Below are 20,613 nucleotides of genomic sequence, written 5' to 3'. Positions count from 1 at the left end.
ATTATATACTGTTTCATGAAAAATATATTTTCTGCATTTTTAATTATGTTTATTTTCTCTTGTTCAAAGAAACAACCGTATTTAGAATATCAAAAAAAAGCAATAAATTTAAGGAACAATATTACCGTTTTTAACAATCGTAATGAAACCATTAGCTTTGATTTTGGAATGTGGATGTTTAATGAAAGAAAACTAGAAGTAGATGCTATTGCAAACTGGATAGGCATAAAACAAAAAGGCAAAAGTATTTTAGAACCTATTAACATAATTTGGGTCGATTACAAAGCTAATACTAAGAATGAAGCACGAGAAAATATCACCACCTTTTTAAATGCCAACGATTTTCTTATCAGAAATGGATCGTCTGTTGGTTATTACGGGTTATTTGAAAACAATAATTGGATACCGCAATACAAAGAAACATGGTCAGATAAAGAAGACCCAAAAACAATCAATAATCATGGAAGAATTTTTCCCGCACATAAAATAACAAGTAATTTAAATAACCCTGTTTTCGTGTCTACTGGAGCTTTCAGTATTGAGGACGAACTGCATTATCTTGTTTCTTTTAATGAAGCTTTAAAGAAAATGAAGGAAACTAAAGAATGGAAAGTTTTTAGAAATAGGTTTAAAGCAGCTAATATCATTCAAGAACACAATTACACAACCTTTGATCATGAAGGCATAATAGTCTTTGTCCTAAATTAAGAATAAGGATGATAAAAAAACTAATTTATTTTAGCATTGCATTAAGTTTATTTACTTGCAATGAAAGAACAGAACTCAAACAATACATAACTATTTTAGGAGTTGCGCAAGATGGAGGTTACCCCCATATTGGTTGTCAAAAAATATGTTGTGCTGATTTTTACGATGAAAAAAAAGACAGAAAAAGTGTCGTTTCTTTGGGTTTGATTGATTTAGAGAATCAACAAAAATGGTTGTTTGAAGCTACTCCTGATATGCATACCCAATTAGCGAAGTTGGAACAAAATCATCTTAAAAAATCAGCCATTATTGATGGCGTATTTTTAACACATGCCCATATTGGACATTATACCGGCCTAATGTATTTCGGACGAGAAGCTTATGGTAAAAAAAACATTCCTGTTTTTACAATGCCAAAAATGAAAAATTTTTTAACGAATAACGGTCCATGGAGTCAGTTGGTTTCTATTCAAAATATTGTTCTTAAAAATTTACAGCACGATTCTACCATGGTTTTAAATGAGAAACTAAAAGTAACGCCTTTTATAGTGCCACATAGAGATGAATTTTCTGAAACTGTAGGTTACAAAATTGAAGGTTCAAAAAAAACAGCTTTGTTTATACCCGATATTGATAAATGGAAAACATGGCATAAAAATATTATTGAAGAAGTTAAAAAAGTAGATTATGCTTTTTTAGATGCCACTTTTTTAAATCAGTATGAAGTAAAAAGAGCGATGTCTGAAGTTCCTCATCCATTCGTACAAGAAACTACAACCTTATTTCAACACGAAACTTTAGCTACTAAAAATAAAATTATTTTTATTCATTTTAACCATACAAATCCTGCACTGCAAGAAAATAGCAAAGAACGAAAGCGAATTGAAAAGCTAGGTTTTCGTTTTGCCAACGAAGATGATAATTTTGACTTGTAAATAAGTCTATTTTTAATCACTATCCCACTGAAATATTGAATATATAATGTCCTAATTCATGTAAATGAGGCCATTAAGAATCTACTAAGATTATGAGGTTTACATTATTGATAGAAAATGGAATTGTTTAATTATTTCTAAGACCAAAAACACCTCTCAAAGAGAATTAATAATTGAAATATTTGAACTCAATGAATTTGCGAAGGCATATTCAAAAAACATATGCTAGCATTGATTAAAGAATACATTCAAAAAGACTTAAATCATTAGATATTCCATATTACAAAACAATTACTAAAAAAAGAGGCTGCAAACCGCAACTAGCTAAAAATAAAAAGCTTAGGATTGTAAAAAAAATAAATTAAGAGCCCTAAAAAGGACTCTTAATTTTTAGTTTCTAATGATTGTGGTTTGAATGGTCATCTTCTTTCATTTCAACAGCTTGATTCATTACCATTTCGTGGTCGTATTTGCAACAACCTGGCAAACCTTCGTAAGCTTCTGCATTTCCCAAAACTTTTTCAGTATCATAACCAGACGCCGCAATTGCTTTATGAATTGCCTCTGAATTTGTTTTTGTATCATCAAAAGACACCTCAATTTTCTTTTTATCAACATTCCAAGTTGCCTTCGCAACTCCTTCAACACCATTGGCTGCTTTTTCGATGGTATTTTTACACATTCCGCAGTTTCCTCTCACTCCAAAAGACAGGTCTGTCATAGCTATTTCTTTAGATACTTCGGTAGTTGATGTTACTTCTTTTTGTTTGGTTTCGTTTTTGCAACTTATCAAACTCATCGCTATTATTACAGCTACACTCAAAATTACTTTCTTCATTATTTAAAAATTTAATTAATATTATTCTATCACTTGTTTTACTTCTCCACAGTTTAGCATTACACTCCCAAAATAAGGATTAATTACTTTTTTTTCTTTACTCAGCCAAAATGCACCATTATTATTATCTGCCATAGGACAAAATTGATGATATACCTTTTCATTAATCCCAAATACCTCAATCGCATTCTTTAAGCCTAATGAAAGACTTTTGAAATTATTTCTTTGTCGTTTTATTTTAGCTGTGCTTAAAATTGAAGTTGCTGCTATTTTTATTTCTTTTTCCAATGACATCCAGTGCTTCTGAGCTTCTTTATCTGTTACTAGTTTAATCTCAACTTTTGATAATTTATCTAATAGTCTTTTTGATTCTATAATTACATTATTTGAATCCTCTTTTACGAAAGCATCCTTCAACTTAATATAATCATCAAAAACTGCTTTCAATTGGTTTTGAAAGGCAACTGACACTTTTACGCGTTCACTCCCCTTGGAATACTTCTCAACGTTTTTTGAAGCAGTTTCTTCCATTCCAAGATGTCCCTCATGACCTGTCATCACTCTCTTGCCTTCTTTATTCATCATTGATTTTTTTCCTTGTAATTGCGCTGCTGCATCCACGGTGAACGCACCGTTTGTTACTATTTCGTCGCCATTATTCAAACCTTCTAAAACCTCATAATTATCACCAATTTGATTGCCTAGCGTAATTTCACGCATTTCAAAAACAGGCTGGTCAGGATTTGGTTTTACATACACCACAGAACGTTCACCTGTCCATAAAACCGCAGTTGATGGAATTGCTAATACTTGACCTTTATTTGATGTGATTCCTTTTATTTTTCCCTCTACAAATTGTCCTGGCTTAAATACATCAGATTTATTGTTAAGTACAACTCTTAATTTTATGGTTCTCGTTCTAGTATCTAAAACAGGATCTATAAAATCTACATTTCCTTTAAATTCTTTATTAGCGCTCGTATTGGTAGTTATGGTAATGTCTTGACCTTTTTTAAATAAGTTGATTTGATTTTCATACACATCAAAATTTGCCCAAACGGTACTTAGATTTGCAATTTTAAGTAACGATTGTCCTTGTTCGATATAATCGCCTTGTGCTACTAATTTTTCTGAAACGGTTCCAGAAACGTTTGCATACACAGGGAAGTTTTCTTTTACTTTTCCCGTTTCTTCAATTTTATTTATCTGACTTTCAGACAATTTCCAAAGTTTTAGTTTATTACGCACTGCTTTGTATAATTCAGGTTGCGATTCTTTCAACGATGCTGCTATTATTAATTCCTGCTGCGCTGCATATAATTCTGGGGAATAGATGGTTGCTAGTAGTTGACCTTTCTGCACTTCTTCACCCGTGAAACTTACATTAAGTTGCTCTAGTCGCCCTGAAAAATAACTGACCTGAACGGCATTAGCTTCTTCATTTTCTGCAATCTTTCCAGATAATTTAATAGTGTTATCTTCTATTTTACCATTTCCGACAACAGACGTTTGGATGTTCGCCAATGCCATTGCATTTTCAGTAAGCTTAAATTGGTCTACTCTTAATCCTTCAGAAGTGCTTGTCGCAGGAATTAAGTCCATTCCACAAATAGGACAATTACCAGCTTCTTGTTGCATAATCTGTGGATGCATTGAGCACGTCCACATTTTATTCGTTTCTTGAATTGTATCGTGATTAGATTTTGTTTTATTATTAGATGAACCGCCAAAAAGGAACCAACCTAAAAGTAAGCCAATAGCTAATATTCCAACATAAATTAGTGTCTTTTTCATCTCTTATTTTTTATTTCGTTTAAATAACTTTTTAACTGATGGTGATGATGTAAACCAAAGCAAGAATCCGCTTAATACAGTGATCAGTCCTAAAAGCGAAAAGGCTCTTAATATAATTGTATTAAAGTTATCTCTCCCTTCATAGTCCATTGTATGTGTCATCCATAAAAAATCAAACCAACGCCAAGCTCTATGTCTTACTGTTTGAAATTTTCCATCATTAATAGATACATAAGCCTTAATTGCTTCATCTGTTTTATACGAGATTACATAAGCTGGTAAGAGTTTCTCTCTATACTCATGGTGTTTACCTGTTTCATTAATCTGTTCAATAGACGCTACTACTAATCCACTTTTTAGATTGAGCTTTGCTATATATAAAGCTTCTTCTTTTGTGATTTTAGTTTTTAAACTCCCATCAATCGCATTATATAGCAGCTTTTTGTTAATCCAATAATATGGCAAATTATTAATGTCCCTCAATTCAATAGTTTTAACACCTTTTGAAACATTAAGTTCTGATGGACTAATAAGGTCATTAAATGCCTTAGGTTCATACTCCAAGTTTTTAAATTGGTCTCCATGAATCTCATCAATATCTGTCCAACTAAAGTATAGACCACTAATGGTCCAAAACAAGAATTGAATCCCGAGAAACAGACCCAAATAACGATGTGTTTTTCTAATTTTTAATGCTGTATGCCTATTTACCATAATTAGTTATTAATTTTAAAAGGAAAGCTAATTGTTACCTTTTCCCAGGCTAGAGAAATAGTACCTTCTGTTGCACTAATTTTATTTACTTTATAGTCTAAATGCTCGGTAATTTCTTCAGAAATACTTGGTGTTACTTTAAATCGAATAACATCATCATTCTCATCATAATCATCTTTACCGTGTTGATTCCAATTTTTATTAATCATTATAGTCCAATCGTCTTTCGATGGAATTGTAAAAAATCCATATTTTCCTTTTGGTAGCAGCTCATCATTTATAACTAAATCTTTATTAGTTTCTATCCACGTAGCATTATGTGCACCCGCTTGCCACACATTGTCATAACCAACTAATCCACCAAAAACAATTCTACCTCTAACTCCAGGTGATGAGTAATCTATATGAATATGAGCATCCCCAATCATTGCCATAGCAGATGTATGCGGACTTAATACTTTCTTTTTTGGTGCTTCTTCTTTTTTTAATGGGGTAACATGATTTTCATGTTGCTCTTTATCGGTTTGTTTTGTTTCATTTTTACAACTCAAAACTGATAGTATTACTGCAAGTACTATTATTAAATTCTTCATGATTATATAATTATATTTTAATATTTCGCAATCTTAATGCATTGGCTATTACTGATACTGAACTAAAACTCATGGCTAATGCCGCGATCATTGGCGAGAGTAATAAGCCAAAAATCGGATATAAAACACCTGCGGCAATTGGAACGCCCACCACATTATAAACAAATGCAAAAAATAAGTTCTGTTTTATATTTTTAACCACACCGTGACTTAATTTTTTAGCTTTTACAATCCCTTGTAAATCGCCTTTAACCAATGTTATTGTTGCACTTTCAATGGCTACGTCTGTGCCATTTCCCATAGCGATACCAACGTCGGATTGTGCTAATGCAGGTGCATCATTAATACCATCGCCTGCCATCGCAACAATTTTGCCTTTTTGTTGAAGTATTATTATTTCCTTGAGTTTATCTTCCGGAAGACATTCGGCTTTATAGTGTTTTAGATTTAACTGTTCCGCTAACGCTTTAGCTGTATTCTTATTATCTCCAGTTAACATGATGACTTCAACACCATTATTTTGTAGTTCTTTAATAGCCTTTTGACTTGTTTTTTTGATAGCATCAAAAATAGTAACATAACCTACCGCTTCATTTTCTACTGTTATGTATGATACTGTTTTTCCTTGTTCTTGTTCAGCCTTTACTTCTTTTGCTAGACTTTCAGTTATGACAATAGAGAATTGTTCTAATAGTTTGGCATTTCCTAAAGCCACTTTTTTACCACCAACTGTACCAATAACACCTTTACCTGCTATGGTTTCAAAATCGTTTACTTTACTAATTGATACTTTTTTTGATTTACCATAGTTCACGATTGCTTCGGCTAAAGGATGCTCACTATATTGGTTCAAGGATGTTATGTAATTTACTAACGTAGCTTCTTCCACAGCATTAGTTGCTATTACCTTTTCAACTGATGGCTTTCCTTCTGTAATCGTTCCTGTTTTATCTATAATTAGTATATCCACGGTATTCATTTTCTCTAATACTTCTGCATTTTTAATCAAAACACCAGATTGTGCACCTCTTCCAACACCAACCATTACTGACATTGGTGTCGCTAAACCTAACGCACAAGGACAAGCAATAATTAATACCGCAATTGCATTTATAAATGCATAAACATAAGGTGGTTCTGGACCAAAATTCACCCAAACAGTAAACGTTATTAACGAAACTAATAATACTATAGGAACGAAGTATTTAGAAATTCTATCCGCCAATTTTTGAATAGGGGCCTTTGAACGACTTGCTGTATTTACCATCTGAATGATTTGAAAAAGTAAAGTTTCTGAACCTACTTTTTCAGCTTTCATTATAAACGACTTTGTGCCGTTAATTGTTCCTGAACTGACTTTATCACCAATATTTTTATCTACAGGAATTGGCTCACCAGTAATCATGGACTCATCAATACTACTATACCCCTCTGTAATACTGCCATCAACAGGTATTTTTTCTCCAGGTTTTACACGTAATAAATTACCTTGTTCAATTTTATCAATAGCTATTAGTCTATCGACACCATCTGCAACCAAGGTCGCTGTTGATGGCACTAACTTTAATAATTCTTTTATAGCACCACTGGTTTGACTATGTGCTCTTGCTTCTAATAACTGGCCTAATAACACTAATGTAAGAATGACAGTAGCAGCCTCAAAATACACAAATACGTTACCATCAGATGTTTTAAAATCTTGCGGAAACACCTCAGGAAACAACATGGCAAAAACACTAAATAGCCACGCTATACCAGAACCAATTCCAATAAGCGTAAACATATTTAGATTCACTGTTTTAATAGAAGTCCAGGCACGTTTAAAAAACATCGAAGTGGCATAAAAAACCACTGGAAAAGACAATCCAAATTGAATCCAATTCCATTGCTTTTGATCTAAAATAGCATACAAAGGATTGTTATATATCATTTCGGACATTGCTATTAGAAATATCGGCACAGTAAAGGCGACTGCAATCCCAAACTTTTTTAAAAGCCTTTTATATGTTTTATCTTCTTCGGAAACATCTGCTTCCAAAGCGACTAAATCCATGCCGCAAATGGGACACGAACCTGGTTCATCCTTCATGATTTCTGGGTGCTTTGGGCAAGTGAATTCTGTGCTTTTCGAGGTTAAGCTAATTTCTTCAACCAGATCCATTCCGCATACAAGACAAACGCCTGATTTATTATAGATTTTATCGACTTCGCAATGCATTGGACAATAAAACACCCCTGTACCTTTCCCTATTAGTTGTTCTTTTTTTTCTTCTTTAGAATGTTGATGATCCTCTACTGAATTATGAATACTATATCTATCACCATCATTTTTTAAGGCTTCTTGAAAACTTTCTAATGAAATATGTGATTCCATTTCAATTGTGGCTTCTGCCTTTTCTAAATCAACCCTAGCTTTTGAAACTCCCTCTACTTGTGATAGTGTTTCTTCAACATGACTGCGACAACCCTTACAAGTCATTCCGTGTATATGATAAGTATTTGTCATTATTGCTGAGTTAGATAATTAATAATCGTGGTTTGCACATAATAGGTCTTTACCGCTTCTATTTGATTCATTTGAAACTTCAATTGTAATTCTTGAATATCTAATACATCATTAAAATCAATCGTACCTGTTTCATAGCTTTTAATGAGAATTTCTTCTGCATCTTTCGCCTGATTTAAGTTTTTTGTTTGGGTGGCATGTCGTATTCTTGATGAAACTCTATCGTTAATCGCTTTATTTAAAAGGGTTTCTAACGTATTCGATCGTTCTTGTTTTTGAAATTCAATTTCCTGCTGTTGCAAGTCGTTTTGCTTGCTTTTCGATTTGTATTTTTTGTTAAAAATAGGTATTGATAATGAAACCATTGGCATAATAATGTCTTTACCATTATCTCTAAAATCCATATTAGGACGCTTGTCTACGCTGATATAATCTAATCCAAAACCAACCATTGGACTGCTTTCGTTTTGGTTTAACAATTCAGATTGTTCTATTGATTGATAGAGCTTATCATATTTAAGTAATTCAGGATGTAATGCTAAATTTTCCAAATATATTTCAAAATCTTCTGAAGGAATATTCAATTTATATATCACATTGACTATAATAGCTTTGTCCCGATTTAAGAGTTTATTAAAAGTGGTTTGTTCAGAAAGAAATTGCTGCCTTAAAATAGCTAATGATTGTTGCATTTCATTCTGACGCATTTGTAATCGTAATACATCAACTGCTGAAGCTTTACCAACTTCAACGGAAGTCAACGCCAATGTTTCATAGGTATCCAATAATTTGATGTTTTCTTTTAATACTGCCTGTTTCGCTTTATTTGCATAGAGATTGTAATAGGATTTTGAAACTGAGGCCATTAGTTTCCGCTTAGCAATAACAATATCCTCGTATTTAGCATTTGCCAAAGCACTCACATAATTCTCTCTTGTAGTTATATTGCCAAACCAAGGCAACATTTGTTTAGCTGAAACTTTAAAGCGCTGTGCACCTGTGCGTGTTTCTGGTTCGCTTAAAAAATAACCTATACCAAATTCAGTATTTGGTAACGTATTTACCTCATTTATTTTTTCAGAAGCAATATTGTATTGCAATTCAAACTTTTGAATTTCTGGATTATTTGCTAATGCTTCTTCAATAAAGGTTTCTAATTCTTGTGCATTTCCTAAAAGACCCAAGAAACAAAAACCAAGAGCCAAGACTAATTTTATATTGAACTTGTTATGTTTCATTTTACTGTTCTTTTAAGTTGAAATTCTTGTTTCCAGCTGTACAAAACTGGAACAACAAATAATGTAATTAAAGCGATTAGCATGCCACCAAAACTTGGGATTGCCATAGGAATCATAATATCACTTCCTCGTCCTGTTGATGTTAAAATAGGCAATAAAGCCAGTATCGTTGTTGCTGTAGTCATCAAACACGGACGAATACGTTTTTCTCCTGCCTCAACTATTGATGCTCTAATTTCTTTCTTATTTTCTGGCATATTTCTGGCGAAAGTTTGTTTTAAATAAGTCGCCATAACTACACCATCGTCGGTTGCTATTCCAAATAAGGCTATAAACCCAACCCAAACGGCTACACTTAAATTAATAGGGTGCATTTGAAGTAAATCTCGCATATTTTCCCCCAAGAAATTGAAGTTTAAAAACCAATCTTGACCATAGAGCCAAATCATTATAAAACCACCTGCAAATGCTACCGCGATTCCTGTAAATACCATAAGCGATGTAGTGACAGAACGGAATTGAAAGTATAGAATCAAAAAGATAATGACTAAAGCCAAGGGCACTACAACTGATAACGTTTTTTCTGCTCTTAATTGATTTTCGTAAGTTCCAGTGAACTTGTAGTTGATGCCCTTTGGCACTATTAATTCACCCGAATTAATTTTTTGCTGAATTAAAACCTGTGCATTTTCAACAACAGTCACCTCGGCAAAACCATCTAATTTATCGAATAAAACATAGCCTACTAAAAACGTGTCTTCACTTTTAATAACTTGCGGACCTTGTTCGTATCGAATGGCTGCCAATTCACTTAATGGTACTGAACTACCTTTTGCAACAGGAATATATATTTGCTTTAAATCGGTTGGATTAGCTCGTAATTCTCTCGGATAGCGCACACGAACTCCGTAGCGTTCTCGACCTTCAACGGTTTGGGTTAATACCATACCACCAATAGCAACTTTTAATACATCTTGCACATCCTGTATGCTTATGCCGTAGCGCGCAATTTTGGCCCTATCAATATCTATTAGCAAATAGGGTTTACCAACGATACGGTCTGCAAAAACTGCTTCTTGTTTGACACCTTCAGCTTGTTTAAGTATGTTTTCTAATTGAACTCCAAATGCCTCAATTTGTTTTAAATCTTGCCCTTTTACTTTTATACCCATAGGTGCTCGCATTCCTGTTTGAAGCATCACTAATCTAGTTTCAATGGGCTGCAACTTTGGTGCTGACGTTACACCAGGTAATTTGGTAACTCTTACGATTTCATTCCAAATATCATCTGGCGATTTAATTTCTGGTCGCCAATTCCGATAAAACTCACCATCATTATCTGAAATGAGTTGTTCTTTTGCATTGAAAGATTGCCAAGCTTCGCGTTGTTCCGCTCGCAATGCCATTCCGTTTTTTAATACATATTCGCCATCATCATTAACTTTGTAGCGCTGGCGAACCCCTTCGGCATTCAGCATATATTCAGGTTTATACTGAATAATGTTTTCATACATCGATAATGGTGCTGGGTCTAGAGCAGATTCGGTTCTACCTGCTTTACCAACTACCGTTTTAACTTCTGGAATACTAGCTACGGCCATATCCAATTGCTGTAAAACACGCTTATTTTCTTCAACACCAGAATGTGGCATTGAGGTTGGCATTAATAAATATGAACCTTCATTTAAAGAAGGCATAAATTCTTTACCAGTATTCTTCATGATAAAAAATCCAGCAATAACAATAGCTGTTGGCACTGACAAGAACAACAACTTGTTATCTAAACACCATCTTAAAATACGTGTATAATACCTCTGGAATAAAATAAAAACACTTAATAATCCAAAGCAAATAATACTTACAAAAATGAGATTCCAAAAGATGCTTTTATCTACACCTAAAGGTCTCCAATATTCAGCTAGAAGAAATACAATTGCAGCTACGGTAATGATGATATTGATACCATTCGTCCGCTTTTCATTTAATTTTTCTTGAAGTTTTAATGCGCCTGTAATTCCAAAACCTATCAAAATAACGCCTAACCAAGAACTATAGATAACTCCTAATATTCCCGCCAAAATTAAAGCTGCGTTTATAATGTAATTGAAATTCTTTTTTATACTTTTTCTTCGGAATAAAAAGGCAGCAAAAGGCGGAATTAAAAACAAAGCCACAATAATTGAAGCGGTTAAAGCAAAGGTTTTTGTATACGCTAATGGTCTAAATAATTTTCCTTCTGCACCAATCATCGTAAAGACTGGAATAAAACTAATGATCGTTGTCATTACTGCTGTGACTATGGCACCAGAGACTTCTGCTGTAGCATTATAAACTACCGTATTTATTGGTAGTTTACCATCGTCTTCATCGAGGTGCCTAATAATGTTTTCGGAAAGTATGACGCCTACATCGACCATTGTACCAATGGCAATAGCAATACCAGAAAGCGCTACAATATTAGCATCAACACCAAAAAGCTTCATGGCTATGAACACCATCAAAACAGCAGCGGGCAAAAGACCTGATATTAATATAGAAGCTCGTAGATTAAATACCATAATGATAATCACAAGAATGGTTATTAGAATTTCTAAGGTTAATGCTTCATTTAGTGTTTCTAATGTTTCTTGAATTAATTCTGTTCTGTCATAAAAAGGAACAATCGTGACTTGAGAGGTTCTACCATCTGCTAACACTTTAGAAGGTAATCCTGCGCTTAACTCATTGATTTTTTCTTTTACATTATTAATGACTTCCATTGGATTAGCTCCATATCTAGCTACTACAACGGCGCCAACAACTTCAGCACCTTCTTTGTCTAATAAGCCTCTGCGTGCTGCAGGACCTAACGATACTTTACCTATATCTTTAATTCGTAGGGATGTATAATCTTCAGAAGAAACCACTGCGTTTTCTATATCCTCAATAGATTTTACATAGCCCAACCCGCGCACTAAATATTCTGCTTGGTTAATTTCTAAAGTTTGTGCACCAATGTCTTTATTACTTTCCTTGACTGCTTTTACAACTTCACTTAAATCAATATTGTATTGTTGCATCAACTCCGGATCTACGTCTACTTGATATTCCTTTACGTAACCGCCAATAGAGGCTACTTCAGAAACTCCGCTTGCAGATGACAATGCATATTTTACATAGTAATCCTGTATGCTTCTTAACTCTTGTAAGTCCCAACCACCTGTAACGTTTCCGTTTTCATCACGCCCTTCAAGTGTATACCAAAAAATCTGTCCTAGTCCTGTGGCGTCTGGACCCAAAGCAGGATTAACATTCTCGGGTAATAATCCGCTTGGTAATGAATTCAGTTTTTCGAGGATGCGACTACGACTCCAATAAAACTCCTTATCTTCTTCAAAAATGATATAAATACTTGAAAACCCAAACATAGAAGAACTACGAATCGTTTTTACACCAGGAATACCGAGTAAAGAAGTCGTTAGAGGATAGGTAATTTGGTCTTCTATATCTTGTGGTGAACGACCATCCCATTTTGTGAAGATAATTTGTTGGTTTTCACCAATATCTGGAATAGCATCTACGGCTACAGGATTGCTTGGTAAAAACCCTGTATCCCAATTGAAAGGGGCATTAATAGTTCCCCATCCCACAAAAAGGACGAGTAGCAGCACCGCTACCAATTTATTTTCTATTAAAAATTTGATGCTTTTATTTAGCATTAGCTTTGATTATTAAACAGTTACACATTCGTGTTAGAAAAATACCGAACACAACAATTAACCCTTATAACATGCAAGTTATAGGATGATATAATCTATTGTTTAAAAATCAAATTAAATAGGTCTCGTCTAGCTTGTATAGGGGCCTTATGACGAGTGGTGGTTTGTATACTTCATAAGGCGATATATTCCTATCGAAACCTGAGAAAAGGTTATGGTAAGTATACACGAATGATGCAATAAATATCTGGTGTTCTAAAGAAATGACATCAATTTGAAATTGTAATTTATCTTGCCCTTCAATAACTAATTGTTCATTTTTACAACAGTTCTTTTTTGCAAAGACACAGGCTTCAGTAGAAGGCTTTTGCATTTCCATACCACATCCTTTTGCTTTTTGAAACATAGCAGTTTCTACCAAAGTATCGCCACAATAATGCATATTAATCGTAAATGACATTGTAGAAAATAACACTACAAAAGCCATTAAAATTGACATTATTTTACGGAAGACTTGTCTCATACTAAAAACAAAGTTACAAAATTTTAATAAACGAAATTTTGGTTTAACAGAATTTTAAACCTAAAAAAGGCTATTCTTCACTTTACAACTATTTTATGCAATCTAAATCTGTGTTTTTTTACTCTAGTGGTATTTCTAGCGTGCATTTTTTAATGATTAAAAAAAAATCTTATCTCTCCTTTAAAATTTTAGTTTTTACTTTCGACCTGAACGTCAAAAACTATAACCGCCACTTTATACCGCAACCCATGCTTGGTTTTTGATTTTCTATAACAGCTCTATTTTCTATTAAATTATTTAAAGAATCTCGTAAATCATTTCCCGTAACAGGTTTTCCGTTTCCAGGTCTTGAATTGTCTATTTGACCGTGATAAACGGCTTTTAAATCTTCATCAAACACATAGATATCTGGAGTACAAGCAGCAGCATACTTTTTTGCTACTTCCTGAGTTTCATCATACAAATAAGGAAAAGGATAGTTTACATCTTTAGCCAGTTGCTTCATTAGACCTGGAGCATCTTCCGGATAATTTTCAATATCATTAGAACTTATTGCAATAAAATTAACACCCTTTTCTTGGTACTCATTTGCCATTTTCACCAATTCATCATTTACATGAATTACAAACGGACAATGATTACAAATAAACATAATAACAGTTCCTTTTTCGCCTTTTGCCTCGCTCAAAGAAAGCGCTGTGTTATCAACTGTATTCAACAAAAGAAAGTCTGGCGCTTTTCTTCCTAAAGGAAACTCATTTGATGCTGTTAATGCCATAATTTATTTTAAACTTTTAGGAACCTCGTTAATAAAATTAATTTAAATTTTTAGTCTTGTGCCAATGCATTTGCACAAATATAACCACCCGTCCAAGCATTTTGAAAATTAAAACCACCAGTAACTGCGTCAATATTTAACACTTCACCCACAAAAAAGAGGTTTGCATGTTTCTTGCTTTCAAAACGTTTAAAATTAATTTCTTTTAAATCAATTCCGCCAGCAGTTACAAATTCATCTTTAAAAGTAGTTCTTCCATTTGCATTAAAGACACCTTTTGTAAGTTGATTTGCTAAATTTTCTAATTGAGAATTATTTAAATCTGCCCAGTTTTGAATTGGTTTAATGCCAGATGCGACTACAAAACGTTCCCACAATCTTTTAGAAACTTCTGCAAATGGCGACTTTAAAATTACGGTTTTACGAGGTTCTTTCTTTTTTAAATTTAGAAGAACATTCAATACTTTATCCTTTGGTCTAGATAACCAGTTTACTTCTACATTGTATTGATAATTTTTATCTGCTAAAATTCTTGCCCCAAAAGCTGAAAGTTTTAAAACTGCGGGACCACTCATTCCCCAATGGGTAATTAATAAAGGACCTGAAGCTTCTAATTTTGTGTTTACAATTTTTACGGTTGCATTCGGAACGGCAGTACCTAGTAGATCTAACAATCTCTTATCGTTAATATTAAACGTAAATAAAGAAGGTACCGGTGGTATAATCCCATGATCTAAGCTTTCACACAACTCCCATACTTTTTTAGAACTTCCTGCTGCAATTACTAATTTATCAGCTTCAAAAATTTGTTCTTTCGTATTAACAATCCATTTGCTTTCTTGCGGAGACACAGAATTCACTCCATGATTTGTTAACACTTTAATCTTTAATTTATCAACAGCTTTTTGAAAACAATCTATAATTGCTTGACTGGTATTTGCTTCTGGAAAAACACGACTATCATCTTCAATTTTTAAAGGCACTCCTCTATCATCAAACCACTCAAAAGTATCTCCCGTCATAAATTGATGAAAAGGACCAAGTAATTCTTTTTCTCCTCTTGGATAAAATTTCACTAATTCTTTTGGCTCAAAACACGCATGGGTTACATTACATCTTCCGCCTCCAGAAATTTTTACTTTTTGTAAAACATCTTTCCCTTTTTCTAGGATAGTAATATCTAATTCGGGATTATTTTCTTTTGCATTTATTGCTGTAAAATATCCTGCTGCTCCACCTCCAATAATTATTACTTTACTCATAAAATCATTTCTGAATATGTAAGAATTGTTTCAAATCCTTTATTTTTAAAATAAGCGGGTGTCGCTGAATTCCCTGTTGCTAAAACAAAATCTCCTCCCCATGCTCCTAAACTTTTTATTTCTCCAAAATAATCCGAAAATAATTTTTCTTTTACAGGTTTTACCTTGATAATTGAACTGATAATTCTTTCATGCTCTATAATTAACCTATCAAAATCTTCTATTGATTCTGCCTTTAAAAACGCATCAGAAATAGCTGAAATCATTTTAATTTCTTTTTCAATATCCTGATTACTTTCCCTAAACTTCGCAATTCCTTCTTTAGAATCTTGCTTTTCATTTAGATGCACAAAAAACAAATTTTCTTTAAAAATTGGATTAAACGATACTTGTTCAACCATTGGTTTTTCATCCTTTATTTCATAAAAAATTGACATATCATTTTGAGCACAAGCAATATCGTAACCACTTCCTTTAAAGGAATTCCAAAGTAATTTAAAAGCATCTACTTTTGCCCAAGAGGCAATCGAATTTATTAACGTTGACGAACTTCCTAAGCCCCAATTTCTGGGAAAAGTCAGTCTGGTTTTTACAACAAATCCACTTTCAGAATTCAAAAATTCAGGATTTAAGATTCTGGCTTCTTTTAATATTTCTAAAAGTGTTTCTGCTATAAAACCTGCATTTCCCTCTGTATCAGAATTAAATGTGCAACTTACTAAACGTAACTTCTGCAAATCAAAAATAGCTTCAAACCAACATTCTCCTGTGTGTGTAAAACTTCCCCAAATTAGCTGTGTTTCTTTAATTTTTTCAACACTTAAATCTTGACCAAATTTAGTAGGGACAGCCAACGATTTTGCACCGTCTAAAACGAGGTATTCTCCTGTTAACAAAAGCTTCCCATTGGAATAAAAGTTTTTCATTTTCTTATTTTGAAATTTAGTTTACACCAAATTAAATTGTTTAAAATGATGTGTAAAATGTTTTACTTGAAACTTCTTCCAATACTCAAAATCTAACTCACCAAAAAACGGGTGAACTACTGTTCTATTTTTATCTTCCATAAAAACGGTGGTAAATATTTCTATCTGCTTTATTAAATCATTAATTGATTCCTTAATAGAACTAAATTTTAATTTATCAGGCTCTTCTGCTAAAAAAGAAGCTTTAAAACCTATTTGCAATTCGTTTTTTGTCTCTAAAAATGGTTTTCTACGAGCGGCCTTTGTATCTGAGACAAAAACATCCACGTTCCAATTTCCGTTTGCAATCTGAGTTACATCACTTAAATGTTCTATCATTTGTTGGGCATTCATACTCCCAAAAATAGGTTTGGTATTTTTATTTAACTTTGATAATTGAGCTCTTACAAAATCTTCATCTAAAAAATTAACCCAATTAATTTGAGGTTTTCTTAAGGCATTTATTTTTTCGACCACAGCAGAATGCGTAACTGTTCTTTTATCAAAATAAGCCGTAACAATTTCTTTTTCTTCTTCATTTGCTTCAAACTGATTTAAAATATTTTGCAAATGCATTTTCATGTGTCCATGCTGAATTCCCTTTGTTGTTAAAGCTCTTAAAGCTGCAAAATTCTGAGCTAAACCAGCTGAAGCCATAATTTGCATCAAGGTTCTTGCAGATGGTTTTTGTAACATTTCTAAAGATAATTTTGCCATTGGATGCAATGCCGTTAAACCACCAACAGTTCCTATAGCTAATGGGATTTCTATCCAAAATTTAAAAATATCATTTTTAATTTCACAATGAGACAAACTAGTATATTCTCCAGATCTTGAAGCATATGCATGAGCACCTGCTTCTATCGCCCTAAAATCATTACCTGTAGCTAACACAACAGCATCAATTCCATTCATAATTCCTTTATTATGTGTAACTGCCCGATAAGGTTCTATTTCTGCAATTTTAACTGCTTGATAAAATTTTTCTGCAAACTTCTGAGGATTATTGCCCCCTAAATCATCAATCTTACAACTTACCTCTGCTCTTACTAAACATTTTGGAATATAATTTGAAAGGATACTCATTACAATTTCTATGTCCTCTTTTTCAAATTTTGTTGCAATAGCTTCTAAACAAGAATTTATAAAATTTGCTCCCATTGAATCTTTAGTCTCAAAGGTTACGTGCAATTGATAATAATTCGATAATTTATTTGTTTTGTCAACTAATTGGATATCTAAAATTCCACCTCCACGCTTTTCCATATTTTTGGTAATGGAAGCTGTTGAGGCAAATAGTTCTGTTTTATTTTGATTGAAGTAATTTTCTAAATCACTTTTATCACCAGAAAACATAAAGTGTACTTGACCAATTTTTTCAGTACCAATAACTATCGTTTTAAAACCTCCTCTTGTACTCCAAAATTTTGCAACTAACGAAGCAGCTGCTACCACTGAACTTTCTTCTACAACCATAGGAATCGCATATTCCTTATCGTTAATTATAAAATTGGGGGCAACCCCATAAGGCATATAAAAATTAGAAATTGTATTTTCTATGAAATCATCATGAAGTTGCTGTAAATCCTTGTCACTATTCCAATATTGGGTAATAATTTTTACTGTTTCAGCTTCATTCTGAAAGTAATTTTCGGTTAACCAATTTATTTTTTCTTCCTTACTAAACTTAGAAAATCCTGAAATAAGTTTGCTCATTTATGTATCTGTAAACTATCAACAACAAATATAATTTAAACCAATCAAAAAATATGAATTAATCAAGATTTCTACTTTTTACAACTATTTTTTGCAGATTTTTACGTAAACTTGGCAAACATTTATGAAATCTAACGTTTTAAATGAAAAAAATACTCTTTTTAACAGTCATCACACTTTTAATAGGTTGTAATAAAACTCCAGAAAAATCTTCAAATTTAACATTAGGATCTAAAGAAATTACACTCGAAGAAATTTGGAATGACACGTTTTCACCGGTAAGAATGAATGCGTTAAACTCTATGAATGGCAATTTTTATTCTTTATTAAATACGGATAAGGAAACAAACGAAACAACTGTAGATAAATACAGCTATAAAACTTTAGAAAAAGTTGAAACGATTGTAAGTAGTAATGATTTAAAAGACTTAGAGAGTTTTTCTTCTTACAGTTTTAACAATGATGAAACTAAAATTATTTTAGGTACTGACTTTCAAAAAATCTTTAGACGTTCTTTTAAAGGAACATTTTATGCTTATGATATTGGATCAAAAAAACTCACATTAATAGGGAAAAATATTCAAGAACCTATTTTTTCTCCTGACAATCAAAAAGTTGCCTTTGCGAAGAAGAATAATATTTTTATAAAAAATATTAAAAGAAATACCATCAGTAAAGTGACAAAAGATGGTGAAATAAATAGTATTATCAACGGAATTACTGATTGGGTTTATGAAGAAGAATTTGGTTTTGTAAGAGCTTTTGAATGGAGTAATGACAGCAAAAATTTAGCTTATTTACGCTTTGATGAAACAAATGTTCCTACCTTTTCTATGGATTTGGTTGGCACCGGAAACTATCCTAAGCAGCAAGTTTTTAAATACCCAAAAGCTGGGGAGAAAAATGCAAATGTAACGTTGCACATGTATACAGTTTCTTCAAATAACACCAAGCAAGTAGCATTGGGTGATTATGAATATATTCCAAGAATTAAATGGTCTAATGATGCTAATATTTTAGTTGCAACTACTTTAAATCGTCATCAAAATAATTTAAAATTACACAAAGTAAACGCTTCAAAAGCTAACGCCACTTTGTTGTTCAATGAAACTGACAAAGCATATATCGATGTCACAAATAATCTTACTTTTTTAAATGACAATAGCTTTATTTGGACAAGTGAAAAAGACGGATTTAATCATATTTATCATTATAATTTTAAAGGAAAACTTATCAATCAAGTTACAAAAGGAAACTGGGAGGTAACACAGTATTATGGCTTTAACGAAAATAAAAATACTATCTACTATCAATCTGTAGAAAATGGATCTACAAATAGAGGTGTCTATGCTATTGGCATAGATGGCAAAAAGAAAAAGTTATTGAGCAATAAAGATGGTCAAAATACTGCTGCTTTTAGCAAAAACTTAAACTACTTTATCAATACGTTTTCATCTGCAGAAATTCCACCAATCTATGCTTTATTTTCTGGTGAAGGAGAAATGTTAAAAGTAATAAAGGACAATACTCAATTAAAAGAAGATTTATCAGCCTATAAAATGAGTCCTAAAGAGTTTTCAACGATTAACATTAATGGAAACGATTTGAATATGTGGATGTTGAAACCTGCAAATTTTGATGAAAATAAAAAATATCCAATGTTGATGTTTCAATACTCGGGTCCAGGATCACAACAAGTGGCAAACAAATGGAATGCAAGCAATGATTACTGGCACAATATGTTAGCACAAACAGGCATGATTATAGTTTGTGTAGACGGACGTGGAACTGGTTTTAAAGGCGCTGAATTTAAGAAATCTACGTATTTAAATTTAGTAAAATATGAAACAGAAGATCAAATTGCTGCAGCCAAAAAATTAGCAGAACATTCTTACATTGATCAAAATAATATTGGTATTTGGGGCTGGAGTTTTGGCGGCCATATGAGCACCAATGCACTTTTAAAAGGAAATGATATTTTTACAACCGCGATTGCTGTTGCACCTGTAACTTCTTGGCGCTTTTATGATACCGTTTATACAGAACGATTTTTAAGAACTCCTCAAGAAAACCCGGCAGGATATGATGAAAATTCGCCCGTTAATTATGCCGAAAAATTAAAAGGAAATTACTTATTAGTGCATGGAACTGGAGACGACAATGTACATGTACAGAATTCCTACAGAATGATAAATTCTCTTATTGAAGCCAACAAACAATTTGAAATGTTCATGGTTCCAGACAGAACACATGGAATATATAAAGGAAAAAATACACGCTTAAATTTGTATACTAAAATGACAAATTTTATACAAAAAAAATTAAATAAAAAGTAAACTAAATTA

Annotated in this window: 14 protein-coding genes and 1 pseudogene; 3 read left to right on the top strand and 12 right to left on the bottom strand. The window is 32.7% G+C overall.

Annotated elements, in window-relative coordinates:
• Positions 1 to 15 precede the first annotated feature (15 nt).
• The gene (locus BLT88_RS03180; protein ID WP_091952943.1) at positions 16 to 708 is read left to right on the top strand and encodes a hypothetical protein; all 693 of its coding nucleotides are present in this window, start codon (positions 16 to 18) and stop codon (positions 706 to 708) included.
• An 8-nt stretch (positions 709 to 716) separates the two neighbouring features.
• The gene (locus tag BLT88_RS03175) at positions 717 to 1,643 is read left to right on the top strand and encodes an MBL fold metallo-hydrolase (protein WP_091952942.1); all 927 of its coding nucleotides are present in this window, start codon (positions 717 to 719) and stop codon (positions 1,641 to 1,643) included.
• A gap of 397 nt (positions 1,644 to 2,040) precedes the next feature.
• On the opposite strand, the gene BLT88_RS03170 is transcribed toward BLT88_RS03175, so the two are convergent.
• From BLT88_RS03170 to BLT88_RS03115, 12 genes and pseudogenes are all read right to left on the bottom strand, one after another.
• Positions 2,041 to 2,481: a heavy-metal-associated domain-containing protein gene (locus tag BLT88_RS03170; RefSeq protein WP_036787473.1), complete on the bottom strand. Its 441-nt coding sequence runs from the start codon at positions 2,479 to 2,481 to the stop codon at positions 2,041 to 2,043.
• Between the two features lie 21 nt (positions 2,482 to 2,502).
• A complete protein-coding gene (locus BLT88_RS03165) occupies positions 2,503 to 4,275 on the bottom strand; it encodes an efflux RND transporter periplasmic adaptor subunit (RefSeq protein WP_091952940.1) in 1,773 nt (590 codons plus the stop codon).
• Positions 4,276 to 4,278: 3 nt separating this feature from the next.
• On the bottom strand, positions 4,279 to 4,989 hold the full coding sequence (locus tag BLT88_RS03160) for a PepSY domain-containing protein (RefSeq protein WP_091952939.1): 711 nt from the start codon (positions 4,987 to 4,989) through the stop codon (positions 4,279 to 4,281).
• A gap of 2 nt (positions 4,990 to 4,991) precedes the next feature.
• Complete coding sequence (locus tag BLT88_RS03155; protein WP_091952937.1) at positions 4,992 to 5,582, bottom strand: DUF2911 domain-containing protein; 591 nt, start codon at positions 5,580 to 5,582, stop codon at positions 4,992 to 4,994.
• A gap of 10 nt (positions 5,583 to 5,592) precedes the next feature.
• Positions 5,593 to 8,088, bottom strand: coding sequence for a heavy metal translocating P-type ATPase (locus tag BLT88_RS03150; protein ID WP_091952936.1), 2,496 nt, complete (start codon positions 8,086 to 8,088; stop codon positions 5,593 to 5,595).
• A complete protein-coding gene (locus BLT88_RS03145) occupies positions 8,088 to 9,326 on the bottom strand; it encodes a TolC family protein (RefSeq protein ID WP_091952934.1) in 1,239 nt (412 codons plus the stop codon). The genes BLT88_RS03150 and BLT88_RS03145 overlap by 1 nt, the downstream gene beginning before the upstream one ends.
• Entirely contained in the window at positions 9,323 to 13,024 is a 3,702-nt protein-coding gene (locus BLT88_RS03140) for an efflux RND transporter permease subunit (protein WP_091952933.1), read from the bottom strand. The genes BLT88_RS03145 and BLT88_RS03140 overlap by 4 nt, the downstream gene beginning before the upstream one ends.
• Positions 13,025 to 13,133: 109 nt before the next feature.
• Positions 13,134 to 13,523 carry a hypothetical protein gene (locus BLT88_RS03135; protein ID WP_231960066.1) on the bottom strand — a complete coding sequence of 130 codons (390 nt, stop codon included), beginning with the start codon at positions 13,521 to 13,523 and terminating at the stop codon, positions 13,134 to 13,136.
• A gap of 244 nt (positions 13,524 to 13,767) precedes the next feature.
• Positions 13,768 to 14,325: a thioredoxin family protein gene (locus tag BLT88_RS03130; protein WP_091952931.1), complete on the bottom strand. Its 558-nt coding sequence runs from the start codon at positions 14,323 to 14,325 to the stop codon at positions 13,768 to 13,770.
• Positions 14,326 to 14,375: 50 nt separating this feature from the next.
• Positions 14,376 to 15,587: an NAD(P)/FAD-dependent oxidoreductase gene (locus BLT88_RS03125; RefSeq protein WP_091952929.1), complete on the bottom strand. Its 1,212-nt coding sequence runs from the start codon at positions 15,585 to 15,587 to the stop codon at positions 14,376 to 14,378.
• Positions 15,584 to 16,513, bottom strand: coding sequence for a GYDIA family GHMP kinase (locus tag BLT88_RS03120; RefSeq protein WP_091952928.1), 930 nt, complete (start codon positions 16,511 to 16,513; stop codon positions 15,584 to 15,586). Before BLT88_RS03120 ends, BLT88_RS03125 begins: the two co-directional genes overlap by 4 nt.
• Before the next feature lie 486 nt (positions 16,514 to 16,999).
• A pseudogene (locus BLT88_RS03115) lies at positions 17,000 to 18,268 on the bottom strand (hydroxymethylglutaryl-CoA reductase, degradative); the annotation flags it as partial.
• Between the two features lie 143 nt (positions 18,269 to 18,411).
• On the opposite strand from BLT88_RS03115, the gene BLT88_RS03110 reads away from it, so the two are divergent.
• On the top strand, positions 18,412 to 20,604 hold the full coding sequence (locus BLT88_RS03110; RefSeq protein ID WP_091952925.1) for a S9 family peptidase: 2,193 nt from the start codon (positions 18,412 to 18,414) through the stop codon (positions 20,602 to 20,604).
• Positions 20,605 to 20,613 lie beyond the last annotated feature (9 nt).

The sequence above is a fragment of the Polaribacter sp. Hel1_33_78 genome, assembly GCF_900106075.1.
In the GTDB taxonomy this organism is placed as follows: domain Bacteria; phylum Bacteroidota; class Bacteroidia; order Flavobacteriales; family Flavobacteriaceae; genus Polaribacter.
Note: the sequence above shows the minus strand (reverse complement) of the source record. Positions and strands in the feature narration are given on the sequence as shown.

Coding starts and splice junctions, on each gene's coding strand:
- BLT88_RS03180 (WP_091952943.1), top strand. CDS start 16: ATGAAAAATATATTTTCTGCATTTTTAATTATGTTTATTTTCTCTTGT.
- BLT88_RS03175 (WP_091952942.1), top strand. CDS start 717: ATGATAAAAAAACTAATTTATTTTAGCATTGCATTAAGTTTATTTACT.
- BLT88_RS03170 (WP_036787473.1), bottom strand. CDS start 2,481: ATGAAGAAAGTAATTTTGAGTGTAGCTGTAATAATAGCGATGAGTTTG.
- BLT88_RS03165 (WP_091952940.1), bottom strand. CDS start 4,275: ATGAAAAAGACACTAATTTATGTTGGAATATTAGCTATTGGCTTACTT.
- BLT88_RS03160 (WP_091952939.1), bottom strand. CDS start 4,989: ATGGTAAATAGGCATACAGCATTAAAAATTAGAAAAACACATCGTTAT.
- BLT88_RS03155 (WP_091952937.1), bottom strand. CDS start 5,582: ATGAAGAATTTAATAATAGTACTTGCAGTAATACTATCAGTTTTGAGT.
- BLT88_RS03150 (WP_091952936.1), bottom strand. CDS start 8,088: ATGACAAATACTTATCATATACACGGAATGACTTGTAAGGGTTGTCGC.
- BLT88_RS03145 (WP_091952934.1), bottom strand. CDS start 9,326: ATGAAACATAACAAGTTCAATATAAAATTAGTCTTGGCTCTTGGTTTT.
- BLT88_RS03140 (WP_091952933.1), bottom strand. CDS start 13,024: ATGCTAAATAAAAGCATCAAATTTTTAATAGAAAATAAATTGGTAGCG.
- BLT88_RS03135 (WP_231960066.1), bottom strand. CDS start 13,523: ATGTCAATTTTAATGGCTTTTGTAGTGTTATTTTCTACAATGTCATTT.
- BLT88_RS03130 (WP_091952931.1), bottom strand. CDS start 14,325: ATGGCATTAACAGCATCAAATGAGTTTCCTTTAGGAAGAAAAGCGCCA.
- BLT88_RS03125 (WP_091952929.1), bottom strand. CDS start 15,587: ATGAGTAAAGTAATAATTATTGGAGGTGGAGCAGCAGGATATTTTACA.
- BLT88_RS03120 (WP_091952928.1), bottom strand. CDS start 16,513: ATGAAAAACTTTTATTCCAATGGGAAGCTTTTGTTAACAGGAGAATAC.
- BLT88_RS03110 (WP_091952925.1), top strand. CDS start 18,412: ATGAAAAAAATACTCTTTTTAACAGTCATCACACTTTTAATAGGTTGT.